The organism is Kangiella taiwanensis (genome assembly GCF_020005165.1).
Taxonomy (GTDB): domain Bacteria; phylum Pseudomonadota; class Gammaproteobacteria; order Enterobacterales; family Kangiellaceae; genus Kangiella; species Kangiella taiwanensis.
This window is the reverse complement of record NZ_JAHCLT010000003.1, coordinates 236,659-260,764: the sequence shown is the minus strand read 5'-3', so window position 1 is coordinate 260,764 and position 24,106 is coordinate 236,659. Positions and strand designations below refer to the sequence as shown.

18 protein-coding genes are annotated in these 24,106 nt (G+C 44.6%); 7 read left to right on the top strand and 11 right to left on the bottom strand.

Annotated elements, in window-relative coordinates; all coding sequences use genetic code 11:
* Positions 1 to 480: 480 nt before the first annotated feature.
* Positions 481 to 1,710: a hypothetical protein gene (locus KFK88_RS10360; RefSeq protein WP_223579338.1), complete on the top strand. Its 1,230-nt coding sequence runs from the start codon at positions 481 to 483 to the stop codon at positions 1,708 to 1,710.
* A 74-nt stretch (positions 1,711 to 1,784) separates the two neighbouring features.
* Here the strand turns inward: KFK88_RS10360 and KFK88_RS10355 are convergent, their stop codons facing one another.
* The 6 genes from KFK88_RS10355 to mfd all read right to left on the bottom strand — a co-directional run bounded on the left by KFK88_RS10355 (position 1,785) and on the right by mfd (position 10,523).
* Positions 1,785 to 2,822, bottom strand: a complete 1,038-nt coding sequence (locus tag KFK88_RS10355) for a Glu/Leu/Phe/Val family dehydrogenase (protein ID WP_223579337.1) — start codon at positions 2,820 to 2,822, stop codon at positions 1,785 to 1,787.
* A 68-nt stretch (positions 2,823 to 2,890) separates the two neighbouring features.
* Positions 2,891 to 4,411 carry an L-piperidine-6-carboxylate dehydrogenase gene (amaB, locus tag KFK88_RS10350; protein WP_223579334.1) on the bottom strand — a complete coding sequence of 507 codons (1,521 nt, stop codon included), beginning with the start codon at positions 4,409 to 4,411 and terminating at the stop codon, positions 2,891 to 2,893.
* 319 nt (positions 4,412 to 4,730) lie between these two features.
* Positions 4,731 to 4,970: an EF-hand domain-containing protein gene (locus KFK88_RS10345; RefSeq protein ID WP_223579331.1), complete on the bottom strand. Its 240-nt coding sequence runs from the start codon at positions 4,968 to 4,970 to the stop codon at positions 4,731 to 4,733.
* A 26-nt stretch (positions 4,971 to 4,996) separates the two neighbouring features.
* The gene (locus KFK88_RS10340) at positions 4,997 to 6,136 is read right to left on the bottom strand and encodes a saccharopine dehydrogenase family protein (RefSeq protein WP_223579328.1); all 1,140 of its coding nucleotides are present in this window, start codon (positions 6,134 to 6,136) and stop codon (positions 4,997 to 4,999) included.
* 30 nt (positions 6,137 to 6,166) lie between these two features.
* Entirely contained in the window at positions 6,167 to 6,988 is an 822-nt protein-coding gene (locus tag KFK88_RS10335; protein WP_223579326.1) for a CsiV family protein, read from the bottom strand.
* Between the two features lie 82 nt (positions 6,989 to 7,070).
* Positions 7,071 to 10,523 carry a transcription-repair coupling factor gene (gene mfd, locus KFK88_RS10330; protein WP_223579324.1) on the bottom strand — a complete coding sequence of 1,151 codons (3,453 nt, stop codon included), beginning with the start codon at positions 10,521 to 10,523 and terminating at the stop codon, positions 7,071 to 7,073.
* 198 nt (positions 10,524 to 10,721) lie between these two features.
* Here mfd and KFK88_RS10325 point away from each other — a divergent pair, with 198 nt between their 5' ends.
* Positions 10,722 to 12,068, top strand: coding sequence for a hypothetical protein (locus tag KFK88_RS10325; protein WP_223579321.1), 1,347 nt, complete (start codon positions 10,722 to 10,724; stop codon positions 12,066 to 12,068).
* 37 nt (positions 12,069 to 12,105) lie between these two features.
* Here the strand turns inward: KFK88_RS10325 and KFK88_RS10320 are convergent, their stop codons facing one another.
* Both KFK88_RS10320 and KFK88_RS10315 read right to left on the bottom strand, forming a co-directional pair.
* Positions 12,106 to 13,986 (bottom strand): cation:proton antiporter, encoded by a 1,881-nt coding sequence (locus KFK88_RS10320; protein ID WP_223579318.1) that lies wholly within the window; start codon positions 13,984 to 13,986, stop codon positions 12,106 to 12,108.
* A gap of 125 nt (positions 13,987 to 14,111) precedes the next feature.
* On the bottom strand, positions 14,112 to 15,317 hold the full coding sequence (locus tag KFK88_RS10315; RefSeq protein ID WP_223579315.1) for an HD-GYP domain-containing protein: 1,206 nt from the start codon (positions 15,315 to 15,317) through the stop codon (positions 14,112 to 14,114).
* A gap of 234 nt (positions 15,318 to 15,551) precedes the next feature.
* On the opposite strand from KFK88_RS10315, the gene KFK88_RS10310 reads away from it, so the two are divergent.
* Both KFK88_RS10310 and KFK88_RS10305 read left to right on the top strand, forming a co-directional pair.
* On the top strand, positions 15,552 to 15,872 hold the full coding sequence (locus KFK88_RS10310; RefSeq protein WP_223579312.1) for a YeaC family protein: 321 nt from the start codon (positions 15,552 to 15,554) through the stop codon (positions 15,870 to 15,872).
* A 7-nt stretch (positions 15,873 to 15,879) separates the two neighbouring features.
* Positions 15,880 to 16,344, top strand: a complete 465-nt coding sequence (locus KFK88_RS10305; protein WP_223579308.1) for an OsmC family protein — start codon at positions 15,880 to 15,882, stop codon at positions 16,342 to 16,344.
* 2 nt (positions 16,345 to 16,346) lie between these two features.
* Here KFK88_RS10305 and ansA read toward each other — a convergent pair whose 3' ends face one another.
* A complete protein-coding gene (ansA, locus tag KFK88_RS10300; protein WP_223579305.1) occupies positions 16,347 to 17,360 on the bottom strand; it encodes an asparaginase in 1,014 nt (337 codons plus the stop codon).
* Positions 17,361 to 17,469: 109 nt separating this feature from the next.
* Positions 17,470 to 18,822, bottom strand: coding sequence for an amidohydrolase (locus tag KFK88_RS10295; RefSeq protein WP_223579303.1), 1,353 nt, complete (start codon positions 18,820 to 18,822; stop codon positions 17,470 to 17,472).
* 122 nt (positions 18,823 to 18,944) lie between these two features.
* Between KFK88_RS10295 and KFK88_RS10290 the strand changes: the two genes are divergently transcribed.
* Positions 18,945 to 19,589 carry a site-2 protease family protein gene (locus KFK88_RS10290; protein WP_223579300.1) on the top strand — a complete coding sequence of 215 codons (645 nt, stop codon included), beginning with the start codon at positions 18,945 to 18,947 and terminating at the stop codon, positions 19,587 to 19,589.
* Between the two features lie 17 nt (positions 19,590 to 19,606).
* Positions 19,607 to 20,041, top strand: a complete 435-nt coding sequence (locus KFK88_RS10285; protein WP_223579298.1) for a hypothetical protein — start codon at positions 19,607 to 19,609, stop codon at positions 20,039 to 20,041.
* A gap of 594 nt (positions 20,042 to 20,635) precedes the next feature.
* Here KFK88_RS10285 and KFK88_RS10280 read toward each other — a convergent pair.
* Entirely contained in the window at positions 20,636 to 23,050 is a 2,415-nt protein-coding gene (locus KFK88_RS10280; RefSeq protein ID WP_223579296.1) for an acyl-CoA dehydrogenase, read from the bottom strand.
* 172 nt (positions 23,051 to 23,222) lie between these two features.
* On the opposite strand from KFK88_RS10280, the gene KFK88_RS10275 reads away from it, so the two are divergent.
* Positions 23,223 to 24,095 (top strand): hypothetical protein, encoded by an 873-nt coding sequence (locus KFK88_RS10275; protein ID WP_223579294.1) that lies wholly within the window; start codon positions 23,223 to 23,225, stop codon positions 24,093 to 24,095.
* Positions 24,096 to 24,106 lie beyond the last annotated feature (11 nt).

The window sequence follows — 24,106 nt, the reverse complement described above, 5'->3', positions numbered from 1 at the left end:
TATCGACATATTTGCTCAAGTGTCAAAAGTTAGTTTCTGAGCAACATTAACCAGCACAATTTAGACTGTGCTTTATACGCTTTTTTGCTGGAAATGCAATACTTTTTGCATTAATTTTGCTTAAAAAATAGTCACTGTATTATTTTGCTTTAACTACTGTGCCTTTTCGCACAGCTTTTGTAAAAAACGTTTAATTGCACTAGCAAGAATTAAAAGTTTCAGATATATTTGCTCTGAACTTTATGATGTCAGAAATTTTTACACTTTTTGTGGTGTTTTTTGTTCGTTAGCATGAATTTAGATACCTTTTAGCGGAACTTTTTATCTCTTTAGCTACTAAACTTGACTTCAATTTATCGTTTTAGCTCGTATGAGATATTTTTTTACATTTTCGAGATAAAAAAATGTGAGGTAAATCATGGATTGTGTAATAATGACGTCGTATATGCATATTTGCTTTAAGCTTCAGTGGAGAATACCGTGAGTAAGACTTTATCTCGTAAGGAACTATCCCTTATTGGGCGTGAAGGAGAACGAATTAAGAATGGGTTAGCTAACCTTGTAGAAGACTTCCCTAACCATGCCAAAACCATTACAGGTATGTCTAAGTGGTTGACCGCTAATAAATCTACCTGCCAAAGAATGGTTGAGACAATTAATAAAGCGGTAGATGGTTTAGAAGTCATTAACTCATTACCAGGGCCTGCTGGGCTTAAAGGTTTCATCGACTTGGCTGAAGAAAAGAGCCTCAATCCTAAGTTGATTGATGACGCTCGTACAGTGGTACAGCGATTTGAAAACCTTATTTATGAATACTCACGTAGTCATTCAGCGTTAAAAAAGCTGATCCAAGACAGTAACTCAACCAGTACAGAAAAAACGAGTTCAAAAAGAGACTCTCGTGCAGCATTGTATGAAGCTGCAAAAAATGTCACCGGTGAGTCGATGGATACCTCGTTTTTTGCTTGTATTATCAAAGAGAATGACCATGACTCAAAGTATTTACAGCAATTCACGCTTAGCTACTACGAGGGCTGTCGTTCGTCAGAAAACTCTCGCCCAGTGATGGTTCCTGTTGTTCCAGGTGAGAACACTCTGGATTTTGAAAAGCCAGAGGTCATTTCTCAAAATGATCAAAAGGGTGATGACCTTAGTTACGTTTCAATCATACGCGAATTGACGAGCCCAAGTATTATTGACCATATTAAAGACTTTACTCATGGTGAAAACTGGATGATTGTGCCAACTGAGACAGATAATAACTCTGAGCTCAATATTGGTGTCATCAAAAACTATCCCAAAGAACAGCTTGGGCCATTCCATGGCGGCAAGAAAGCCAGCTGTGTAGGAGCGCACACACGTTACCCGACTAAAAATCTTTACGTGATGTGTTTCTTAGACAAGAAGTATGCCATGCGCAGTGTTGCTAATGCCGGGATTTATTCTAGTGGTTCACAACTGATCAATATCATCAATAGCCCAGATGCATTGTGGTTTGACCGATTCCACGATGAAGCCGATCTAGGCCTTGCAGGACCAAACGATGATTTCAGCCATAAATTAGGTTATCCAATGGCTAATGATTTGGTTGATGAATTGTTCGCAATGTCGAAGTGTGATCGTAATGATTATACTTGCTTCTTAATGCAAGTAGAGTATCCAATATGGTCAACGGCTTATCGTATGTACTTTCAGTATGCGATTGATTAAACAACTTTGTAGTGATGAAACAAAAAAAGCGAGCTTGAAGCTCGCTTTTTTTATGAGAAGTGTAAATGTTTATCTTACTTCTTTTTAGCATCCGCTACACGTTGGCGTGCAATTTCGTCAGCAATCACGTTAGTCGGGCGACCTGATGATTTTGATGCATCGAATACTTCAGTCAATGTGCCGTAGATTTCATCGACTTTCTTAAGCGCTGCCGCCTGATCGTAGTTTTCTTCGAATGATACATTGATAATACCGCCAGCATTGATGACGTAGTCCGGTGCATACAAAATGCCTTTCTGCATCAAAATGTCGCCATGACGGTCTTCTGCTAACTGGTTATTAGCCGCACCAGCAATCACTGATGCTTGGATTTTCGGAAGCGTGTTGTCGTTAATGGTTGCGCCAAGTGCACATGGAGCATAAACGTCAACTTCTTGATGATAGATTTCATCAGTGTCCACGGCTTTAGCACCAAACTCATCTACAACGCGATCAACGCTTTCTTTGTTGATGTCAGTGACGACCAGCTGAGCGCCTTGCTCATGCAGGTGACGACATAAGTAGTAACCAACGTGGCCAAGACCTTGAACAGACACTTTCAAGCCCTCTAAATCATCACGATCCAAGCGGTGCTTAACGGCTGCTTTAAGTCCAGTGAATACGCCGTAAGCTGTTACTGGAGAAGGGTCACCAGACTTACCTTCAAGACCAAGTACGTGATTAGTTTCTTTGTTCACGATGGCCATGTCTTGTGGATTGATGCCCACATCTTCAGCAGTAATGTATTTGCCGCTTAATTTATCAACAAAACGACCAAAAGCACGGAATAGCTCTTCCGACTTCATGGTTTTTGAGTTGCCGATGATTACAGATTTGCCGCCGCCCATATTAAGGCCAGCCATAGCATTTTTATAAGTCATGCCTCGAGAAAGACGTAACGCGTCGATCAGAGCGCCTTCGTCAGAGTTGTAATCCCACATACGACAACCGCCGACCGCTGGGCCAAGATTTGTGTTGTGAACACAAATAATTGCTTTAAGCCCTGACTCTACGTCACGGCAAAATACGATTTGTTCGTGATCGTCATAAGCGCGAAGGTTAAAAACCGCCATAAAAAACTCCTATCAAAAGGAAAAAACAACAGCCACACCTGATTGTGTGACATCAATACAAAAAATGATTAGCCCAAGTCGAACTTAATGCCTTGAGCTAGGACAGGGGTGTCACCCCAGAAAATCGTGTTAGTCTGACGACGCATGTAAGCTTTCCAGGCATCGGAGCCTGCTTCACGGCCACCGCCAGTCTCTTTTTCGCCACCGAATGCGCCGCCAATTTCAGCACCAGATGTGCCGATATTAACGTTAGCAATTCCACAGTCAGAACCTACCGCGGACAAGAATCTCTCAGCGTTTTTGATATCACGCGTGAAGATCGCCGAGGAAAGACCTGCTTTTGAGTGGTTTTGCATCGCTATCGCTTCATCAATAGTGTCATAGGTCATGACATAAAGGATGGGAGCGAATGTTTCAGTTTGAACAATGTCCCAGTGGTTTTCAGCACGGATAAAGGTAGGCTCAACAAAGTGCCCGTCACCTTCAACGCGTTTACCGCCCGCTAATACTTCGCCGCCAGCTTCTTTGGCTTTAGCGACGGTATTCTCAAAATTCTGAACTGCTTGTTCATCAATCAACGGCCCCATCAATGTATCTGCATCAAGAGGGTTACCAATCTTAACTTGTTTATAGGCATTTGCGATGGTTGGAATCACGTTGTCCGCAATGCTTTTATGAACAATCAGACGTCGAGTCGAAGTACAACGCTGACCGGCTGTTCCCACAGCGCCAAAAACTACCGCTGGAACCGCTAGGTCCAAATCAGCTGTTTCATCAAGAATTAGGGCGTTATTGCCTGATAACTCAAGAAGCGATTTACCCATACGCTCAGCGACTTTCATCCCTACCATGCGGCCGATTTCGCTCGAGCCGGTAAAGGACATCTTTTTAACGCGCTTATCTTCGATGAATTTTTGAGAAAGCTTATTCTCTTCACTATCAATGAATAAGCAGAAAATTCCTTTATAACCGTTCTTTTCTAGAACTTTGTTACAAATATTTTGTACCGCAACACCGGTTAGTGGCGTTTTTGGAGAGGGTTTCCAAACCACAGTGTTGCCACAGACGGCTGCAACAAATGCATTCCAAGACCAAACCGCGACTGGGAAGTTAAAGGCTGAAATAACGCCAGTCACACCGAGAGGGTGCCACTGCTCATACATTCTATGTTCAGGACGCTCAGAGTGCATGGTTTTGCCGTATAGCATGCGCGACTGGCCGACTGCAAAGTCCGCCATGTCAATCATCTCTTGGACTTCACCATCGCCTTCGGCTTTAATCTTGCCCATTTCAGCGCTTACTAAACTACCGAGGGCATCTTTATGTTTGCGTAAAGCATCGGCCATTTGGCGAACGAGCTCACCGCGAACAGGGGCAGGGACCATGCGCCATTCAGCGAAAGCCTGTTCCGCTTGTTGCATGACTTTATGGTAATCCTCTTCAGACGTTGCGTTGACCTTTGCGATCAATTCGCCAGTGGCAGGATTGATTGACTCAATCACGCCAGCGTCTTGAGTGTCGGTATAGCCTTCGCCCCAACTCGCAGATTGGTTGACGGCTTTAATACCTAACTCGTTTAAGAAATCCATACAAACCCCTAATTTGTCTAATATGTAAGACGATTGAAAATGTTGATTCTCGTATCTCAATTTTGCGCAGCAACCTTACCACCAGAGGCGGCTTTTCGCCAGTATATTTTGGGTGGATTGTTTAAAGATTGAGCAATGACACCTCTGGTCGGACAAGTTTTTCAAAAAAACTCTATGAGGGATGCTGTTGTGATTAGATATTTTTATGTTTGGCTGTTTATTAGACGACAGTATGTTTCTAATAAATAAGAAGCTTAACGGGCTTGCGCCTCTCTGTTATGGGCTAAAAAGGATAGAGAGGCGTTATGAGGAAAAGGGTCTAAAACTCCCACCAGCATGTTTTCCACCAAGTCAGAAACTCTTCAAACTCGATGTAGCCGCTACCGTCAGTATCGACCAGTGAAAAACCTTTATGGATTTGCTCATCACCTGCGTCCGGGGATAATACTTGCAGTAATTCACCAAACTCATCAACATCAATTCGGCCGTTATTATCACGATCGAAAAAGTTGAAGTGTTCTTTGATTTCGCCAATACGTTCTTCGCTCAGTGGTTTCATAAAACTCCTTAATGACTTCAGTTAGTTTATTCCAAACTATTTACTTCAAGTCGATACCGTACTTTACGCTCTTCCATGTAGTCAATCACCGTTTTGCAACAATCTGTGTGTCCGCCGATATGCTCTGGTGCATAGACCCCAACTTTGTCGAACTTTTCTTTAAGAATAAGGTTAGCTACCGCGTTTGCAGCGAAGCCTGTGGTTCTCGCCATAGAGGTTTCATTTTTAATGGCGTCATACTCGTCGTAGAGATCGTAGATGTATTCTTTGCGCTTACCACTTTCGGTGCCACGTATGTTGACACGCATGATAGTAAACTCGGGTTCTTTGCGTTTGAGCTTCCATTCATTAATCAATACTTTTGATGTGAATTCTAAAGGACTGATTTCCATTCCGTTCACTGTGACAGGCTCTTGATCGAAGAAACCGCTATGTTTGAGCGTACGAATGGCTTCAACATGACCGGGATAACGTAGCGTTTTTTCCTTCATGTTAGGAATGTGGTTCATGGTGTAAATCAGGCTACGCAAACCGTCGGTATTGAAGGCTTCAAGTGTTCCTATACGGTCAAAGTCGATCAGCTCTCTGTCAGTTAGGGGCTCTTTGACCAGCTCGCGTCCATTTTCGAAATAATGTACTGGACGCACATACTCGGCGATAACATCCAGTGGTGAGAAGGGGGCTTTATACTCAAATGGCTTGGTTCGAATCTTCGGCAAGCCGCCAACAAAGCATTCAAAGTCTGTAACGTCCATTTTGGTATTTAAAAAACCTAGCAATAAATTGTCCATTCCTGGAGCTACACCGCAATCGATTACTGCAGTGACGTTATGTTTTTTAGCTAAGTAATCCAGTTCAAGGCAGTTCTCTTCAGCAAATGAGATATCGACGACATCTTTTCCTGCTTCTATGACATTCTTTAGAACTTTAAATCCTAAGTTGCCAGGAACTGCGCAAATGACAATATCGAAAGGTTGTAGGAAAGACTTTAGAGTTTCACCGTTGAGGGCATCGACTTCCTCTGTGTTGACGGAGGGTAGTCTTTTTTTCAGTAGCTTTAATGTTTGTGGCTCAATATCAGCAATAGTGACGTCATGTTTTTCGGACATGTCTCTAGCGATAACGCTTCCGACCATACCAGCACCTAACACAATAACGTTACTCATAAAGTATCCTTTTGGGTTTGATGTTTGGGCTTAATTTAAAGCTTCTTGTTCTTCAATTTTTGCTTGGTAAGGGGTTACCTTAACCAGAAGTCCCATGGTTGGGTGATCAATATAATACAAATTGTCGAGTTTGACCTTTATTGTTTCCGACATTTCAAAAAAGCCGCTTAACTCGTCAGGTATTTGCATATTTTCTTCAGCATTAAAGTCTGAAGCTACTTGTTCTGAGCTGTTCACCTCGGCATTTTCTTGTGTAGCCTTATCAGAAGAAGAAAAAGGGAGGTCTAACTCATTACTTTGTTCTGCTTCTGCCTGTTGGTCAACGTCTTCGAAAGTGGCACCACTTTCCTGAAGTTCACTATTAATACCGTCAAACTCAGAGCGTTTTGGTTCTTTATAACCAACTACTTGGCTTTCTAAAACCAATCCTTGATTACGACTCAGGCGGATAATACCTTCGAATCCCTCTAAACCTTGCTGTTCGGGTTCGTCCTTAATCATAAAGCTTAACCAAGGCGTATCCGCTTTATCTTGAAGCTCTTGTCTCCAACCGATGTGCAGAAGAGGTCGCATATCGCTACTGACTCTCAAGCGTCGATAAACACCTTCAAGCTTTTGTTCTGTGCGGTTGAGCAGAGTATAGCCTTCAGGTAAGAAGGCTTCCGAATCTGATAATTGGTATTCAATTTCATCCGCTTCTAGCGGTATCGGCTCTGGTTGGCCTGTAAGGTGTAAGTCTCCAATACGCTTGAAGAACACCAACTCAACGTCAAAAATGGTCTGTGCGCTTAAGCTGAAAGAGGCGAGTAGAAGTGACAAGCCTATGAAATAGTTAGAAAATTTATGGTTCATCTCTATTTATAATATTAATCGTTTGCCCCAGAGTGTGACATGAGTTTAACACGATTTTCGTGCTTGCCCAGCCCAATTTACACTATTGTAGTTTATCGAAGACTAATCGAACGGCCTTGAGTAAAGGCTTGAGCTCTTCTTCTTCGGTTAAGATTTTTAGAATGACATTCTGCTCAAAGCGATACAGCGCAGGGTTCATCTGAATCATCTTAATCAGTTTCGTTGGGTCAATCGGACTATCTTGATTGAATCGAATACGCACACCCGAGTGCACAAGATCAATTTTGCTGATCCCAAGAGGTTGCGCTTCCAAAATAAGCTCGTTAATCGCAAAGAGATTTTTAAGCTCGTCTGGTAAAAGACCAAAGCGGTCAATAAACTCGACCTGCAAGCCGTCCAGTTCATCTTTAGTTTTAGCGCTTGCAATTCGTTTGTACAGTGACAGTCGAGTCGCTACATCGCCAATATAGTCGTCTGGGATGATGGCGGATACCCCAAGCTCTACTTCAGTTTTTTGGTTGAGAGTCTGTTGTAAGCTCGGTTCCTTGCCTTCTTTAATGTCTTTGATGGCTTGTTCCAGCATATCCATGAACAAGGTAAAGCCTACCGCCTGCATTTGTCCTGACTGTTCTTCGCCAAGCAGCTCACCCGCGCCACGAATCTCTAGGTCGTGGGTCGCCAAGGTGAAACCCGCGCCTAAGTCTTCAAGTGAGGCGATGGCGTCCAAACGCTTTTCAGCATCTTTGGTAATTTTTCGTTCGGCTGGTGTGAGTAGGTAAGCATACGCCTGATGATGCGATCGGCCAACACGACCACGCAATTGGTGCAGCTGGGCTAAACCAAATTTGTCGGCTCGATCAATGATCATGGTGTTGGCGTTCGGGTTGTCGATACCGGTTTCAACAATCGTCGTGCACACCAGTACATTGAAGCGCTGGTGATAAAAGTCGCGCATTACCTGCTCAAGTTCACGCTCACGCATTTGACCGTGTGCAAAATTAATGCGAGCTTCAGGTAATAACTCCTTTAGCTCTGTGACGGTTCGTTCAATGCTCTCTACGCTGTTGTGTAAGAAGTAAACCTGACCACCGCGCAAAATTTCCCGTAACACGGCTTCTCGAATCAGTGGCTTATTATGCTCGCGAACGAAGGTTTTGACTGACAGTCGCTTTGCCGGCGGTGTTGCGATAATGGATAAGTCGCGCATGCCGGACATCGACATATTCAGCGTTCTTGGGATTGGTGTCGCGGTCAGAGTCAAGATATCGACTTCGGCGCGGAACTTCTTGAGTTGTTCTTTTTGACGCACACCAAAACGATGCTCCTCATCGATGATGAGAAGCCCCAAACGTTTAAACTTAACGTCTTGTTGGATGATTTTATGAGTCCCGACCACAATATCGACTGTGCCATTTTCTAGCCCTTGCAGCGTTTCCTTCGTCTCTTTGGCTGTAGCGAAGCGTGATAAAGCCGCGACTTTTATTGGCCAGTCGGCAAATCGATCGCTGAACGTCTCAAAATGTTGTTGAGCGAGCAGGGTGGTTGGAACCAGTACGGCGACTTGTTTGCCGCCATGAGCGGCAATGAATGCCGAACGAAGAGCAACTTCAGTTTTACCAAAGCCGACGTCACCGCATACCAGCCGATCCATGGGCTGTGGTGCCGTCATGTCACGAATGACAGAGTTGATTGCTGTCACCTGATCTGGGGTTTCATCAAACCGAAACTCGCTGCTAAAGCGATTGTATTCGGCTTCATCAAGCGTATAGGGATAGCCTTCTTTAGCCTCGCGGCGCGCGTAAACATCCAGTAATTCGGCAGCAACGTCTCGAGCGCGCTCTGCTGCTTTAGTCTTCGCTTTGTCCCAGCTTTCTGTACCCAGCTTGTGCCATGGGGCTAACTCAGGATTGGTACCTGAGTAGCGACTGATCAGGTGCAGTGACTGAACGGGGATATAGAGTTTATCGCCCCCTGAGTATTCGATCATTAAATACTCGGCTTCCAAGTCACCGCTGGTCAACTTCTCAAGTCCACGATAACGCCCAATACCTTGCTCGACGTGTACCACAGGATCGCCTTCTTTAAGCTCGGCGAGGTTACGAATCACATCTTCCGCTTGTACCGAAGGTTTGTGGTCTCGTTCGGCGCTGCGGCGTTGTATTGCTTGTTCACCGAACAACTCCATTTCAGTGATAACCGCCAGTTTATCGACGACAAAGCCTTGCGTTAATGGTGCTACACCGACTTCAATGACTTCCGGGGTGAGTTGCTTCGTCGCTTCCTGCCAACTGGCAGAAACCTTTGTTGCGATATTATGTCGCTCAAGTAAGTCTTTAAGCGCCTCACGGCGGCCAGGAGACTCAGTGGCGATCAGGGTTTGGCCTTGCCAATGCTTTAAGAAGTTCCGCAAATGATGTGCTGGATCGGCAGCTTTATGCTCAATAGGCATCATCGGCACAGGGTTGGTCACCTGAGCTTGGTCAGGTGAAGACGGTTCTAGTCGTACTCGTAGCGTTTCTTTGAGTAAGCTGTTGAGTTCATCTTCGACTAGGTAGAGTTCTTTGGGCTCGAGTATCGGGCGCTCGACGTCATGACGACGTTGCTCATAACGTTCGGTAATTTCAGCCCAGTAATCGACGATAGCTTGGTCATGCTTACCCAGTGAACACAAGATGCTTTCTTCAGGTAAGTAGTTAAATAATGTGTCTACCTTGTTGAAAAATAAAGGAAGATAATACTCGATACCAGCCGGAGCATTGCCATTACTGATTTCTTGGTATAGCCAGACTTTTTGCAGGTCGACATCAAAAGTTTGGCGGAAGTTTTGGCGGAAAGTCTCAATGCCATCTTTATCTAGCGGAAATTCTTTTGCCGGCAATAACTCGAAATTGTTGAGCGTATCTTCGGATAGCTGGCTTTCAGGATCAAAGTAGCGAATGGTATCAATTTCATCATCAAAGAAGTCGATACGCAGCGGCTTATCGCTGCCCATAGGGAATACATCGAGAATGGAGCCTCGAACTGCGAATTCACCGTGAGAATAGACTTGGTTAACTGCATGATAGCCATGTTGTTCAAACAGCGCTCGAACGTCGTGCATATCAAGCTCTTGGCCTGTGTGCATGACGAGACTATTCTGCTCAATGTATTCTCGTGGCGGCAGCTTAAGTAACAAGGTGCTAACACTGATAAGTACAATACCTTGTTTGAGCCTTGGCAGTTGATACAACGTTAATAAACGCTGAGAAACAATATCTTGATGAGGGCTGAAGTTATCGTAAGGTAAGGTTTCCCAGTCAGGAAAGCTGAATACCGGTAATTCAGGGGCTTCATCTGAGTGGTTCTTGCCTAAAAAGTACTCGATTTCTTGCTGGAGATGCCAAACCTGAGGTGCATCGTTACAAATAACCACGATAGGCTTCTTCGATTGCTTGGCTTGTTCTGCAATCGCAAGGGCACGGCTAGAGCCAGCAAAGCCTTGCCAGTGGTTGATAAAATTCGGTTTTTGCTTTAACTCAGGTAATTTCAATAACATGGCTATCTATATTGTTGCGACGTAGCGGTATTACTCAGAGCGTTCTCTACACTTTAAAGGAATGCTTTGGCTGAGTGGCGCTGGCGAATTATAGCGGTCTTGGTTGTTGGTTAATAGTATTAGCACAAGTATTTGCAGAAAATCACTATTATGGATAAGGTATGATAATCGAAAGTAAAACCAATCACTTAGGTCTGTATGAACATCAGTTTTGAGCACGCCGACGGCTTTTCAATTACTCCAACCATGTTTATCGCTGGCTGGAAAGTTTGGTTTAAACGTTTTTCTGAGCACCCACAGCAATGGAAGTTCGGGAAAATGCCCTTGGGAGAAAGCGCCGATTCACTCAGTGAACTTATCCGACAGCGTAAACGCTTTAGTTTAGAAGTTCTGGCGCGCATGATGGTCCCGTGGGCCTACCGAAATTCTTCACAAACCAGCCCAGAATTTATCGAAAAATACTCAAAGTGGGTCGAATTAACGTCTTTGAGTGATGAAGACGGTAATGAGATCAAAGCTGTTAGCTTAACCGAGCATGCGGTTAACTACTGGGACAGTTTGGCTTTCGCCGTTCAAGATGACTTCATGAACTATGCTGAAGCACGCGTGCAAGCAGACATTGAAGCGCCATCGAGTGATCCCGTGGTGCTTGATGATCAAGGCATTGAACTTATTGGCGAAGATACTTATCCGCCGTATGTACCAAACGCGGAAGCGAGTGATGAAGAGTTCATCAAAGCGCTGGTGCAATGGATTGATGACGCGCCACACCAACCTATATATTTAAAACAGCCGGTAGGCGACGCCGTTGCTGGTTGGCAGGATAGGCTGATCAGCTTTTTCTGGCCTAAACCTCGCATTGGCTATGCTTTGTATCATGCAGCCATTGACCCTCTTTATTATCGCGCGACAGAGCTGGCGAAAATTGTGGATGCTGAAGGGCAGAAAGCCTCATTAGGCAATTCAAAAGTTCCTTGGGATCAGGAGTGGCGTGACATGGCGGTCAAAACGGCCGTGGAATTGTTTGACGTCAGTGGTACGCCTCAGAGTGGCGTTACTTTAGATAATGTGTACAAAGTCATGCAAGCTGCTTTGAACGAAGACTTTGACTCAAAGGCTAAAATGAACAGTGGCTGGTCATTTTTGGCTTCGGCTGCCACGTCTTATTTGGATAATGAGGAAGGACGATTGCCGATGGTATGGTGGTGCAGTCGTGTGGCAGGAGCGATTATTTCTCGCTTAGACTTTTTGCTCGCAGAAGCTGGTGTTACTGAGCTTGGTCAGCGTTTTAAAAACATTGGGACAGTGCCAGGTTACGGCGGTACTCGACCAAGACAGTACACATTGGACTGGCCTGAAGGATACCGTTCTTGGGAGTGTCAGATAGCCGCCAGCCAGCTAGTACAACAAATAGTCACCATTTTGAATACAGAAAAAGACAGTCAAGGAGATCGTCGTTATGGTCATATGCCACTAGCAGGTGGTGGTCGAGGCGACTGGACCGTCTTAGGCGTACAAACCGTGCTATTTTCCGACGGTTATTGATACTTTAAAAATAATTCTGGGGCCGAAGCCCCAGAGTTTAATCATCAATTTTCTTTTCTTTATCCGCTAACGTTTTGAGTTTCTTTTGACCCTTGTTTGCAGGGTTGTCGTTAGGAATGTTTTTCTTATTTTCTGGATCATGCACCAAGGCGATGATTTTTGTACCGCTTGGGATGTTTTCACCTGTATCCGATGAGAATACTTTAAGTGAGCCGTTCTTATCGATCATATACAGCGCAATGTAGTTCTTATTGTCATTACGGTATTGTTCGTAGCTGTAGTTATCAGTGATGTTGGTGATTTTGATTTTAGCATTATTCGCAATCATGCTGGCTAGCTTGCCGTAATTAATGCCTTCGCCAAATAGCCAAGCTGACTGCCAGTAATCGGTACGCTCTTGGCGCTCATTTTTTCTGCTGCTGTCATCGTTATAACGCAGACGGTAAATGTTCTTTTTGCCAAAGACGTGGCGATAATTGATTTCACACAGCGTATTCAGCTCTCGGTCCATGCTCATGGCGAATAAATGACCAAAACCAATCAAATCCAAGTTACGGTCAGCATGATCTGAGACAGGGTTACCAAAGTAGGTTTTGACGCCTTCCATGCGAGCTCGAGAAATGTTGGTGTAGTTATTGTGCGCCATGACGACATCGAAGCCAGAGTCACGTAGTGATTGCGCCACTTTTAACGCCACAGGGTTACTACCGATAATCAAGACGCCGTTGTCTGAGGCTTCGCGAACTTTTAGCAAGTTGCCAATTGGTTTGGCACCGATACTTTGAATTAACACGGTACCGATGATGACAACAAAGACCAGCGGCACTAAATATTCCGTTCCTGCTAAGTCGTATTCAGCTAACTTGATAGCGAAGAGTGATGAAATTGCGGCTGCAACGATACCACGCGGACCGATCCAGCTGATCATGAGTTTTTCATTGAGCTTTAGTTTTGAGCCGATACTTGATGCCCAAACGGATGCCGGACGCGCAATAAACATGACTACCGCCAATAGAATCAAGCTTGGAATACCAATGCTCAATAAGCTATCAAGGTTTAAACGTGCCGCTAGAACAATAAAGAGCACGGATATCAGTAGCAGGGATAGAGATTCTTTGAAGTCGAGTAGGTCATCTTTTTCAAATTTTGGCCAGTTTGCTAATGCCACACCAAGAATCGTCACGGTCAATAAGCCCGACTCGTGCTCGATGTGATTTGAAATAGAGAAGAGCAGTAAGACGTAGGCCAATGCAAAGACGTTGCGTAAATACTCTGGAATTAAGTGACGTTTAAACAGTTGAGCCAAAATGTAGGCTCCAATCATACCGATGAGTGTGCTGACTAATAGAATTTTACCAAATACCAGTAGGGCATGATCGCCAGAACCACCCGAGATGATGTACTCGTAAACCAAAACCACGGCAATGGCGCCGATAGGATCGATGATGATGCCTTCCCAGCGCAAAATATTGCTGATATTTTTATTCGGACGAACGCTACGCAAGATAGGCACAATGACCGTTGGACCTGTTACACAGACCAAGGCACCGAATAGGATCGCAATCTTAGGATCCATATCAAATAAGAAGTAGGCAGCGGTCGATACGATGATGATGGTAACCAGAACGCCTACTGAAACCAGCATTTGTACTACCCGGCCATGGCTTTTAACCTCATGAAACTCTAGGGTTAGCGAGCCCTCGAATAGAATGACCGCGACACCCAACGAAATAAATGGGAAGAGCAAGTCGCCAAGTGTTTCATCAGGATTAAAGAAACCCAAGATGGGGCCAATGAGGATCCCAATCAACAATAAGAAGAGGATTGACGGTTGCTTTAAATACCATGCCAGCCATTGGGCACCAATCCCTAGAGCTAGAATTCCAGATAAAATTAGGGCTAAATCAAGTGTAAGCATAATGTTGAGTTGGGTGGTCCGTTATGGAATTGCTATCTAACGAAAGATACGTTTTTTCAATGTGTTATATGATGATGGACATAGGACCATGTGTCCAGCAAAAGCTTAAATTTTACAAACGGAGCTTAGCACTGATGGGTCGAGTGGATGTACTGACGCATATCAAACCCCATTGAGCCGTCTGGGAGAGAAGCCGTGATTTTATATACATTGCCACTGGCGTCTTTGGGAGACTTCTTCAAATCTATGATAATGGAGCGTTTAAGGCGTCCGCGACTATCTTGAACAAGCTCGACCTTGGGTAAAAGTTTGTGTTTCTTATCCGTAGAAATAACGATACCGACCTCACCATTGGACATACGAACTAGGCTACCAGGCGGATAAATACCCATCATTTGAATAAAGTTGCCCACCAGCTTCCCGTCGAACTGCTTATTACGTTGATCAAACAGGATTTTTAACGCTTCACGAGGTGATTTGCTCAACTTATAGGGACTTTCGCTGGTAATAGCGTCATAAGCATCAACAATACTGATCATGCGACAAAACTGACTTGGCTTTATCGGGGCGGGATTTTTGGGATAACCCTTGCCATTGAAGTGGATGTGGTGATTGAGCATCACTTCTTTAACCGCAGCGGCAATGCTACTGTCGTGAATGACTAGTTCGTGGCCTAGCAGGGTATGTTTCTGCATGACACGGTATTCGGCTTCGTTCAATGGCCCTGCTTTATTAACAATGTCATCAGGGAGCTGAGTTTGCCCTAAATCGTGCAGCAATCCGCATAAGCCCAGCAACTCAAGCTCTTCACGCCTCATCCCCAAATACTTACCAAAAGCAATCGATAAGATGGCGACACGGAGGCTGTGCTCGGCTGTGTAATGGTTTCTGTCTTTGATGCGAGTTAGCCAGAAGAGTGCATTAGCGTTGGAGAGTATGCTCGTGATGCAGTTATTGATAATTTGCTTGCTATGCTCAATATCAAGCTCTAACCCAAATTTGGTTGACTCAAACAGCTCTATCGCAAACTCTTTTGCAGATTGGTAAGTCGTGGATGCACGAGGAAGCTCATGATGTATTGGGGTATTTTCGGGTAAAGTACTGCTTGAGGTTTGGCTATTAATTTCTTGTTTTTTCTTTTCCCAAAGAAAGGCGTCAATCTCAATATAGATATACTTGCAATATTCACTCAATACTTTGAGTTCGCGCTCAGTTGTGATCTCGAACTTTTGGAAAGGAAGGGGCACGTCAGTCCATGGCCTGTCGAGTTCTACGACAAACATACCAATATCAAGTGAATCGGTCGGCACCTTGACCTTTATCAATGCCATATTCAGCCTATATAGTGGAAGACCCCAATGTGTTGTAAAGAATACAACTATAATTGTTAACTATATCACATAACCAGTGTGAATCAATACAGGTAACAATTTCGTAACGTTTTGAAGCATAAGGATTTTTAGGGATTTGATAAACAGGGCCTGATCTAGCAACTGATGCACTGGTAAAATCAGTTGGAATTCTGCATAATTACTTCAATTTCGATAGAGAGTTCCCTCCAAATTATGGACTTTTCACAACTGATCAAAACGCTTACCCCTGACATGATCGAACGTTTCACCGAAGCGGTTGAAACTGGCAAGTGGCCAGACGGCACTAAGCTCACTGAACAGCAAAAAGAAACCTGTATTCAAGCAATTATGCTATACAAAGCCCGTTTGAACGAAGGTGACGAAGAGCCTTTTACAGTGACCAAAGATGGCAACATGGTGACTGGTAAAAAGATGCGTGACGCTTATCCTGGTCAGTCAGCTAATCAACGAGATGCTGATGATTCATTTGTTATAGACCCATCTTTAATTATTCCGGGCAAGAAGGCGCACTAAGCTTATTATGGGGCAGTATTTCGCCACGATTACCTGGTCACGCGGTCAGCAGGCTTTTATCGACAATCAATACAGTCGTGGGCATCAGTGGACGTTTGATGGTGGTGCTGTAGTTGAAGGCTCGTCATCGCCCCATATTGTGCCATTACCGTACTCGGTTGAGGCAAACGTCGATCCAGAGGAAGCATTCGTTGCCTCTTTATCCAGTTGTCACATGTTGTTCTTCTTGTCAATTGCGGCTAAGAAACGACTTATAGTTGATCACTATAAAGATGAAGCCATCGGGGTGATGGGAGTAGATGATTCGGGTAGGGCGTTTGTTGAAACCGTGACACTTAGGCCGAAAGTCAGTTTTTCTGGTGAAAAAACACCTAGTCGGGAGATGCTTGAGAAAATCCACCACCAAGCTCACGAGCTCTGTTTTATTGCAAACTCGGTCAAAACAGACATCATCACAGAGATACGAGTTTAGCCTTAATTAGTCAGTTCACCACGCAAGCTAATAACCATGTTTTCTCGTATAGTTTCAGCGTCTAGCCCACGACTGAACAAGTAATATAACTTAGCCAGTGCCGCTTCTGTGGTCATATCAAAGCCAGATGTAACGCCAGCGTCCATCAGAATTTTTCCAGTTTCATAAGTACTCATGTTAACCGAGCCTTTTAAGCACTGCGTACAATTGACGATAACTTTGCCTTGGCTGGTGGCGTTTTCGATCGCTTGCATCAATGGCTTGTTATTTACAGGTGCATTTCCTGCGCCGAAGCTTTGCAACACAATCCCATCCAAGTCTTGAGCTAAAAAGTCACGAACCAGATCGTCAGAAATCCCCGGAAATAACGTTAATATCGCAATCTTTGGTGAACTGAAGCGTCGAACCGTTAATTCGGTATGTTTGCGCTGCCAAATTAAGTGTTCGCGCACTTTAATGGTGCTACCGATACTGGCTAGCGGTGGCATGTTCGGTGAGCTAAAGGCAGCAAATCCGTCGGCATCGGTTTTAATGGTGCGGTTACCACGGTGCAAATGATCGTGGAAAAAAAGGCTGACTTCGGGGATCGGGTAATTCGCAGCAAGATAAACAGCGTTGATCAAGTTATCTCGCGCATCGGTTCGTAGTTGTGTCAGCGGAATTTGTGAGCCCGTAAAAATAACAGGTTTTTGCAAACCTTCTAGCATAAACGACAAGGCTGAAGCTGTGTAGGCCATGGTGTCAGTGCCGTGAAGAACGACAAAACCATCGTAATCATCATAATTACGCTCGATATCCTCAGCGATATGATGCCAATCTTCGGGAGACATATTCGCGGAGTCAATCGGCTCAGCGTAATCGTGGATAGTGATTTCCGGCATGTCAGGGTGCTGAAATTCAGGAAAGCTCTTCAGCGTTGCTCCTAGAAAGCCTTTTTGAGGTACAAAACCTTGATCACTTGGTTTCATACCAATGGTGCCACCTGTGTATGCGATGTAGACTTTCTTCTTTGCCATGACCAATACCAATTAATTCGTTTGAGCTAACTCTTTGGCTGGAAAGTATAACGGGATGCAGCAGAGATAAAAAGCCTTTATCTCTGCTGGTAGAAGGAGTGGTTGTGGGTTATTTTGACTCAGCTGAGTGTGCTTGCAGATAGTCGACCGCTAAGCGTGACAGGGCTTTTACACCAAGTTTGAGTCCAGATTCATCAATATAAAAATCAGGTGTGTGATGCGGGGCAGCTTCTGAAGCAGGAAGCCCTTTAGGCTTGCCTCCTAAGAAGAAAAATACGCCTGGTACTTCTCGTGCGTAGAAAGAGAAATCTTCTGCGCCAGTAATGGGTGGAATGGTGATGACATTCTCTGCACCCGCAACCGCTTCTAGCGTTGGTAACATTTTATCGGTCAGATCAGGATCATTATAGGTAACAGGATAAGCTGAAGAGTAGGGAAGCTCTACCGTAACTTCTGCACCCATGGTTTGACCTATCAAAGTCGCTTTTTTACGTACCATCTCGTGAATGCGAGTACGGTCGATTTCGCTTAAAGTGCGAATTGTCCCAAGCATTTCGACTTTTTCAGGAATGATGTTTGAGCGAACGCCACCATGAATAGAACCTACGGTCACAACTGAAGCTTGCTGAGTCAGAGGCATGTGGCGACTGACAATAGTTTGTAAACTATTCACAATTTGTGACGCCGTAACGATAGGGTCTACAGAGTCCCATGGCGTAGAGCCGTGCGCTTGCTTACCATTAATGGTGATCTTGAAGTCGTCAGAACTGGCCATGATGCCTCGTTTACGGATGTTGATTTTGCCAACATCTGTACCAGCTGAAATGTGTAGCCCGAACACCACATCAACGTCAGGATTTTTTAAAACCCCTTGTTTGACCATTAATTCAGCACCGCCTTCTTCGCCTGGCGGAGGACCTTCTTCAGCAGGCTGGAAGATAAACTTTACGGTACCGGGAAGTTCAGATTGCATGCCCGCCAATAATTCTGCCACACCCATTAAAATTGCGACGTGGGTGTCGTGACCACAGGCATGCATGACCGGAACCTCTTTCCCCATGTATTCGCCAACGGCTTTTGAGGCAAAGGGTAAGTCCACGCGTTCTTTAACGGGTAGGGCGTCCATGTCAGCGCGTAGCGCCACCACAGGACCTGGCTTGTCGCCTTTAAGCACGGCAACAACGCCTGTGTGGGCGACTTCAGTTTTGACTTCTAAGCCTAACGCTCGAAGGTGAGTGGCAATGTATTTGCTCGTTTCAAATTCACGATTACCCAGCTCAGGGTTTTGGTGAATGTGGCGACGCCAGTCAATAACTTTGCGCTCTAGAGAATCGGCGACTTGCTCAATTTGTTGGTGAACATTATTGCTTTCATTATTAGCGTAACTGGTCGGCTGGAATAATGCTAAGCTTAGCAAGCCAAGTAGACCAGCCTTTAACATAGGCTTTGTCATAGGTTTCATAATAATCCCCATCTTTTTTTAATACTTTTACAGCCTTTGTTAGAGAAATGCAAACTAGTTCACGCTTGTAAAACCACTGAAAAGACCATAAATTAGCGCTAACGATTCTAAAGAGATTCACCATGCTTCCACTTTTATACAATGGGCAGTACGCTATTTTTGCTATTGTCATATTCGTTATTATCTTCTCGCTGACTCTGCATGAGTTTGGACATGCATATTCAGCAAAGCTGTTGGGCGACGATACCGCTGAGAAAATGGGGCGCTTAAATCTCAATCCCATGAATCATATTGATCCGATGGGGCTATTATTCGTGGTCATGATCGGATTTGGCTACGCTAAACCGGTTCCAGTAACTCACCGAAAGCTGAAAACCTCTTGGGCTGGGGCTGCTGTCGCCGCCGCAGGGCCCTTGATGAACTTTCTTATCGCTTTAGTCGCGGTAAATCTACAAGCAGCAGCCTATGTATTTGATATAGCTGCGCTGCAATCTAACGTCGCCCAAACGTCGCTCACGTTTCTAGCGCTGATTAACATTCTACTGATGTTGTTTAACCTATTACCCATAGGTCCGCTTGACGGACATTACGTCATGGAGTGGCTATTACCAAAGTCCCTGAAATACAAGTATCACCAATGGAACGGCAAATACGGCACCTTTTTCTTTCTAGCTCTGGTGGTACTGAGTATTTTAGGAGTTCCAGTGTTTAGATTCTTATGGAATGCCGCGCAGACCATGTCGGGGTGGATTAATTTTTTTGTTTGACTACTAGGAGGTTCTATTTGCTTACAGAAATTATTAGTGCAATTTGCGCAGTAATTACAGTTTGTATTGCTGGTTACTCAGTAATAATAACTGTCAATGAAAGACGTGAAAGTAACGAACTTAAAAAAGAATATTCCAGAATTTCTTCATTAAGTCTATTGACCAGCTTTTGCAATAAACTGGATAAGATGATTGCGTTTACAAATAGTCAATACTGTGAAGAGTTAAAGGTATTTATCGACAAGACTCTAACGTTGCTAAGTGCTGAGCCGCAAAATTATTTAAAAGGACAATTCCTTGTTGAGCGTTGCCATGTAGTTAGTCGGTGTCTCACGCTTTGGCAAGAAGAAGAGGAGTATAACTCTACCGACTTTAAAGGAAACCTTCGCAGGGAGTATGAAAAGCTCAAGGACTTGAGGGCCAATTTATTTGATAAGGCAGCAGATAATTAAATTGGTGTTCCTTTTCTTACATGCCCAAGAAAAGGAACCAAAAGAAGGGCACCCCTGTCGTTAGGCCTTTTAGGCTTCCTTCACTCTTAAAAGTTATTTACACGCCGCTAAACGAAACATCCCTGTTTCGTCTTAGCTAAATTAGGCTCCTGCCTAATTTACGCTATAACTTTTTCTCGCTCAGCTAACTCCAAAGGGGGAGATAAAGAGCGTAACCGGATAGCTAGTACCAAATATCCCATAATATTGAGCTAAGCTGATCAAAAATATAGCAAGCCAAATCAAGGATGATTTGGCTAAGAGTTTCCAGCATAGGATGTGCTGTAAACTCTGATGCGTTAAGTATTTTAGAGAAGCGCAGGGAATCATGCGTAGCATGATCTCAATATTGGGGCGTCTTTTCTTTCTCCCCTTTCTTTGGACGAGCAAAGAAAGGGGTAAGTATAAATGTTCGTATAATTAATAGGTTGATAGAGTTTAATTTAATAATTAAAAATAGAGATAAAAAAATGCCGCTTACTTTTCAGCAAACGGCATCAAGGGTAACACTAAGGGTAAATGAGTAGGGTGGCTTAGCCCACCGTTGATATGACTTTAGTTCTCAGATAAGTGATGCTTCATTTCTTCTGGAGAGAAGTCATCAACGTTGATGATTTCCAGCCTTGCTTCTTCAGCATCTAGCACTAGTTGGTATTCGTCTTGGGTAATGTGGCCTGCGTCGAGCGCTTCTTTGGCGAATGGCACGACTTGGTGATTACCGGCACGTTTACCGAGTGCTTGTGAGAACTTTTTGACGATAGGCTCCATTTCAAGCTGTAAACGAAGTGCTTTGTCGACTTTGTACAAGTTGCTGGCTTCGGATTCAGACTTGAAGGCGCCGTGAGTCAGTTCTTCGCGCATGGCTTGTGGCTCTTGTAGTTGACGAGCAAGCTTGCGGCTCAACTTATCGGATGGAGGCGATAGACGTAGACCCAACGGGAAGACGACTAGGCGCAGTGCTTTACCCATCCAGCCAATCGGGAAGTTCTTTAAGACGCCATCAGCAGCCATCTGTGTTTCGTATAAGCAGTGCTCAAGCGACCATTGAACGATTTCTTTATCATGCTCAGGGCGCCCTTTGTCATGGTACATTTTCAGTATGGCTGAAGCGATATAGAGATTGCTTAACATATCGCCAAGGCGGCCAGAAATCATTTCACGGCGCTTCAGCTCGCCACCTAACACGCCCATCACCACATCTGATAAGAAGGCTAGTGCGCTTGAGAAGCGAGTGATTTGTTGGTAGTAACGTCCTGTAAAGTCTGACTGAGGCTTTTTAACCAACAAGCTACCGGTTAAGCCCAACCAGAATGTACGGATTTTGTTACTCATGGCGAAGCCGACGTGGCTAAATAGTGCCTTATCGAAGTCTTTAATGGCTTCTTTACGGTTTTCGTTTTGGGTCGCCTGAATTTCTTTTAGTACGTAAGGATGGCAACGAATTGACCCTTGACCGTATATGATCAAGCTACGCGTTAAGATGTTCGCGCCTTCTACGGTAATAGAAATTGGTGCGCCTTGGTAAGCTCGCGCCATGTAGTTTTTCGGTCCCACCATGACAGCTTTACCACCGTGTACGTCCATACCATCGCAGGCAACTTCACGAGCGAGGGCAGTGGTGTGGCATTTCACGATTGCCGATGCCACTGATGGCTTTTCACCGCTATCGATGCCTGACGCAGTAAAGGTCAACATCGAGTCGATCATGTAGGTTTTACCCGCCATACGAGCCAATGCTTCCATGACGCCTTCCATGTAGCCTACTGGAACATTGAACTGACGACGGATGCGTGCATAAGCACCAGTGGTGTAAGCAGCTGTCTTAGCGCCACCGTTTGCACTTGATGGTAATGAGATCGCGCGACCTGCTGATAAGCAGTCAACCAACATTCTCCAACCTTTACCTGCGTTGTTAGGACCACCGATGATGTAGTCCAGTGGGACAAACACATCCTTACCCGATGTTGGGCCGTTTTGGAATGGTGTGCTTAGTGGGTAGTGACGACGGCCAATTTCTACGCCATCGGTATCGGTTGGGATGAGGGCACAGGTAATGCCTAAGTCCTCTTCGTCACCCAACAAACCTTCTGGGTCGTAAAGTTTAAAGGCCAATCCTAGGATTGAAGCAACAGGCGCCAAGGTAATGTAACGCTTGTTCCAAGTCAGCTTCATACCAACAACTTCTTCACCGTTCCACTGACCTTTACAGATAACACCTTTATCAGGGATACCACCAGCGTCAGAGCCGGCCTCAATTGCGGTTAGGGCGAAACATGGCACTTCTTCGCCTTTGGCTAGTCGAGGTAAGTAATGGTCGCGTTGCTCTTGCGTACCGTAGTGCATCAAAAGCTCAGCTGGGCCAAGAGAGTTCGGGACTGAGACGATGCTGCCTGCGGTCGCGCTTAATGAGTTAATTTTAGTCAAGACGCGCGACTGGGCGTATGAAGAAAAGCCTAAGCCGCCGTATTCTTTAGGGATAATAAAACTAAAGAAACCTTTTTCTTTAATGTAATTCCAAACCTCCGGTGGGAGATCACGATCAATGTGCGTGATTTGCCAGTCGTTGATCATGCTGCACAACTCTTCAAGAGGTCCGTCGATAAACTCTTGCTCTTCCTTAGTTAACGTGGCCTTTTCAAACTTATGAAAACGCTTCCAGTTCGGTTTACCACCGAAGACTTCCGCTTCCCACCAGACAGTACCTGCGTCAAGGGCTTCTTGCTCGGTATCAGAAATGCGCGGCATGATGCCTTTGAATACGTCCAAAAGCTTTGCCGATAGCTTGCGTCGTACAAAGGTCAGATTTAACGGTAAGAAAATGGCAAGGAATATCACCCAATGTACGTATGGGATGCCATCATAAGCACTCCAAGCTACTAAAATAGCGGCAAGGACAACGCTGGTAATTTTAAGACTAACTCGGTGGTAGAGCGCTACCATCAAAGCCAGAAGTAATATTATTGTTAACATAGCAACCTCTTTGAAATTTAACTTTTACCAGTCTAACACAACTGCTCGTACCAGTTGAAGCGAATTGTTATGCCTTATCGTAAATGTCATAAATGTGCTGTAAGGACTTGATGTAACGGGTATTTTATTAGAATATGTCACAGTTTTATGACGGTTTACGGGGTATTGAGAAATGAAACGTTTGGCGATCGCTATCATCCATGGAATTGGCTCCGAGGATAAGCACTATTCGACGGAGTTTAAGCACCGTGTCGTTGAGCGTTACTTGAAAGGGGGTAAATTCAAAGGCAATGCTCAAGAGCGACGAGAAGATGACTTGCTATTTCACGAGATTTATTGGGGGGACTTGCTCCAAAAAATCAACGATGACCTCCTACAGCGCCTTGATTATCGCAATGAACTAACCTATACCTCTGTTCGTCAGTTGTTTATAGACTATATGAACTTAGGGTTAGCTTATGATCGAAGCGTTGATACCGGTCTGTATCAAGCGATTCACAACCGTATCGCTGACAGCATGAAAAAGCTGGCGACTCATCACCATGTCGATCCTGACAATACGCCAGTCGTTTTATTGGCACATTCATTTGGCTCAGTTATCATGTCTCACTACATTCAAGACATGCAACAAGCCAGCGATACCTCGAAGATAGAGCAGCTTAGTCACGTAGAGCGGTTTAACACTTTGGCAGGTATTATTACTTGCGGTAGCCCTTTAGCAATTTATGATAGCTTAACCGAGCGTTTGCCGTGTCCAATTAACAGAGCCGGTGATAAACTGGATGAACATTTGGTGCAACAGGTCAAATGGCTTAATTTTTATGATAAAGACGATATCGTTGCTTACCCGATGAAGAACATTAATCAGGCATACAAAGATGCCGTTACCGAGGATTATGAAATTAATGTCGGTAGTGCGGCGACCTCTTGGAATCCAGCTTGTCACACGGGGTACTGGGAAGATAAAGACTTTTACCGACCTGTGGCAGATTATTTGGGCGAATTACGCGCTGTTGACGAATATTGGAATTCGTCCTCACATTAATTATTAATTTC